This is a genomic window from Geminicoccus sp., from assembly GCF_036263595.1.
Taxonomy (GTDB): domain Bacteria; phylum Pseudomonadota; class Alphaproteobacteria; order Geminicoccales; family Geminicoccaceae; genus Geminicoccus.
On sequence record NZ_DATAGQ010000187.1, the window covers coordinates 1 to 3,456 of the forward strand.

A 3,456-nucleotide genomic window follows, 5' to 3' on the forward strand; every position below is an offset into this window, starting at 1 on the left:
CAGCCCTCTGCCACGGTGACGCCGTTTCCGCGTCGGGTTCGTTCGCCGGAGCTGGAGCTGGAGCATTTGCGGGTGGAGCTGGATGCCGAGGCCGGGCTGTTGTTCGCCCGGATGAAGCATCCCGAGCGGGCCTGCTACACGCTGGGGCTGATGCGCGACATGCGCACGCTGCAGCGCCACCTGGTCGAGCTCTATGCCGGGCTGCCCGCAGCGGAGATCCCGTTCCGCTACCTGGTCTGGGCGTCCGAGGCACCCAAGGCCTGGAGCCTGGGCGGCGACCTTGCCACCTTCACCGCGATGATCCGCTCGCGCGACGAGACGGCCCTTCGCGCCTATGCGCACTTGGCCATCGACATCCTGCACGACAACCTGGTCAGCCTGGGCCTGCCGGTCCTGACCGTGGCGCTGATCACTGGCGATGCGATCGGCGGCGGCTTCGAGGCGATGCTGACCGACGACCTGGTGATCGCCGAAGCCGGCACCAAGTTCGGCCTGCCCGAGATCCTGTTCAACCTGTTCCCGGGCATGGGCGGCTACAGCTTCCTCAAGCGCAAGCTGGGGGCATCCATGGCCCGGCAGATCCTGGAGGACGGCATCTCCCGCTCGGCCGACGAGGTCAAGGCGCTGGGCCTGGTCGACCATGTCTGCCCGGCCGGCGAGGGCGAGGCGACCTTGCGCCGCCTGGTCGCCGAGCAGGCACCGCGCTTTGCCACCCTGCTCACCCTCAAGCGGGTGCGCGAGCGCGCCGACCCGCCCGCCAAGGACGAGCTGGTCGACATCGTCGACCTGTGGGTCGACCTCGCCATGCAACTGGGCGAAGACGAGCTGCGCCGCATGGACTGCCTGGCCCGCGTCCAGGAGAAAAAGCGCGCCCAGCCCCACACCAGAACACGCCATGCCGCATGACGGAGGCCCTCAGAATCAAGCCTCGCCCTCGGCACTACTTGGACAGGAGATGCCGCGTTACCCATCTCACGGGGGGACTGGCCCTACGGGATTCCGCTGCTGGCCGGCTTGGCTGATCGTCCAGGACCTTCCTGCCGAGGCCGCGCAGCCCGGAGGCGGGGAGGGCGGTGGATAGCGGAGCAACTGTGCCCCAGGCTACCTGCCATCGCTGCAAGGTGAACCTCGACAGGACGTCGATCGGGCTCGCAGCCTGGCCTGGTGAGGCCGCCTCATTACCGTCGGTCGCTGGCCTGTCTCCTGCTTCGACAGCCCGCCAACCTGCGGCAGAGCCCTTCTTCCGGAACCTTGCGGACCTGTGCTGGCGAAGCGATGGCGCTCCGTCCAAGATGTCCGCTGAGATCATTCGCCCATCGGCCGCGACCTGCACATCGCATGGCGAGGGCGTTGCAGAACGAGCCAGGCACCGGCCGTTGCTTGCTGCGCCACCTTGGCAGAACTAGAGCATGTGTGATCCGTTTCGATGTCGTGACCGTCCGGCGGGACACAGGCAATGGCGGAGGCGCACTGGCGGGAGCATCTCGAGTTCCGGCTCGATCCGTTCTGGCGGCGATGGGCATGAGGAAGCGACGGTCCTGGGCGCCGGTCCGCCTGCAGGGGCTGATCGGACTGGTTGAGAGGGCCGTGAGCCTGCAGCCCACCGCGCTGGAGCAGGCTTGACATGGCCAGCTTCATCATATCGTCACGAGCACCAACTGGGACGACGGATCCCTCCAGATCCTCCTGGACCTGAATCCCGTGGACGCCGGATGAATAGCCGCCTGGCCAATCATGGTGGAGAAGGCAGCCGTGCTGGTGGTCGTCGACACCGCCCTGCCCAAGCAAGGGGAAGCGTTCGGCAGGCGTGGCAAGGCAGTACTGCCGCTGTCTACGCAGGCGGGCTAACTGCCAGGTTCTCGCCTTGCTCACGCTGGCCAAGGACGAGGTCCCCTTGCCGGTGAGCCTGGGCGGCCAGCAAGGCTCGCTGCGTGCAGGCCGGCATACCAGAAGAGTACCAGCGCTCTTTGCCGAAGACCGAGATCGCGCTGATGGAGATCGATCGGATCATCACCGCCGGCGCCCATGGCCTTGCCAGGTGCTGGTCGATACCCCCAGGCGTCCCGAGGACAAGGGACCACTGGCAGCGGCGTTCACCGCCAGACGAGTGCACCCAGCCGAGGGCGCACAGCTCAGCCAGGGCCGTCATCTGCCGGGCGAGGAGGTCTGGCTGGTGGACGAGCATCGCAGCTCCGGCGAGCGCAGATACTACCTCTCCTTGGCCACCTGCTGCGGGCTGAACCGTAAAGACTGTCGCCAAGTGGCATCGGCGCAGCTTTATGGCCGATGCACGGATGGGACCAGGCCGGCCACGCAGCCCGGTGCTCCCCCAGGCCGAGGAGGCGATGATGGTCGGGTTCCGTCGCCCTACGCTGCTGCCCTTGGACGACGTCCTGCGCTGTCTCGTGCCTGCTGAGTGCCGTCACGGCATTTCCCGCTTGCCCCATGACGAGGGGAGGACATCACGGCGCAAGCGCTTTGCCGATCCTGCAAGCTCTGCAAAGGCCAAGGGCAAGCTTTTCAAGCTCCTCGCGATTGACCGGGCTTCACCCATGTCGCTGTTCGAAGCCAGCGGCGCTGCCTTCCTGCGTTAGGTCGCCGCCATGTTCGCCTGCCAGATCCATCCTGCGCTGACTGGCGACAGCCTGTCCCGGACCTGATCCGGAGGCATGCTGCAGGCTCCTGCCTGCCATCCTTTCAGAAAGCGAATCGAGGGCCTGCTGGCCATCGATGAACCAATGGTCAGGCCGAGAGGATGAACCGGAAGATCAAGGAGGCCACCATCAAGGCCTTCCATCCCGACTCTCAGGCATTCCAGCCATACGGCTTGACGTTCGTCACCGCCTGCAACCTCGCCAGCCACCTCAAGGCATCGCCATGGCGGACACCGTTCCAGACCATCTGCGGCGCCCGGAAAGCCCGACCGTCAGCCCACAGGATCAACCCACACCACCTCATCCCAGGGATCGTATGGCTGAGCCCAGTGCCAGGGGTGCCGACCGTTCCGGCACGTCCGCCCGGTCAGGCTCTTCTGCCGGCGCCGGCGGCGACGGAGGCCGGCATTGACGAAGGCCTGTTGGATCCTGATCTCATCGGGACCCGCAGCAGGGCCGGGGACACCAGGAAGGGATTGGCCCTCTTCTCATGGCAGGTGGCGATAGCCCGCCAGTTCTTGAGCCTGGCTGAGAGCCGCTCGACCCGGCCACAGCCTTGCTCTCGATCGATGGAGACAGCTCCAGGCAGGGCGGGGGACCGCTGCTGCCGGCGACCATGGCTGGCCTTGCAGTCATCGGGCTGAAACCGGGCTCCGCGAGCCGCTAGAGCAGTTTGAGGTTGCACGGGTTCAGCGTGTCTGGTTGGGGGATCATCTCGGGTGAGGGAGATGGTTGATGACGGCCCCGTTGTCTCGGGATCTGCGTGAGCGGCTGGTCCGTACCGTGGCGGCAGGCAGTTCGA

The 3,456-nt window shown here is 66.5% G+C and carries 2 protein-coding genes and 2 pseudogenes; all 4 read left to right on the top strand.

The window, feature by feature from the left end; all coding sequences use genetic code 11:
- Positions 1–906: crotonase/enoyl-CoA hydratase family protein (locus VHL31_RS19895; RefSeq protein WP_329662983.1), on the top strand; the 906-nt coding region annotated here is incomplete at its 5' end.
- An 886-nt stretch (positions 907–1,792) separates the two neighbouring features.
- Positions 1,793–1,897, top strand: a pseudogene (locus VHL31_RS27155) (hypothetical protein); the annotation flags it as partial.
- 174 nt (positions 1,898–2,071) lie between these two features.
- Positions 2,072–2,218, top strand: a pseudogene (locus tag VHL31_RS27160) (IS701 family transposase); the annotation flags it as partial.
- A gap of 163 nt (positions 2,219–2,381) precedes the next feature.
- Complete coding sequence (locus tag VHL31_RS19900) at positions 2,382–2,594, top strand: hypothetical protein (protein WP_329662984.1); 213 nt, start codon at positions 2,382–2,384, stop codon at positions 2,592–2,594.
- Positions 2,595–3,456 lie beyond the last annotated feature (862 nt).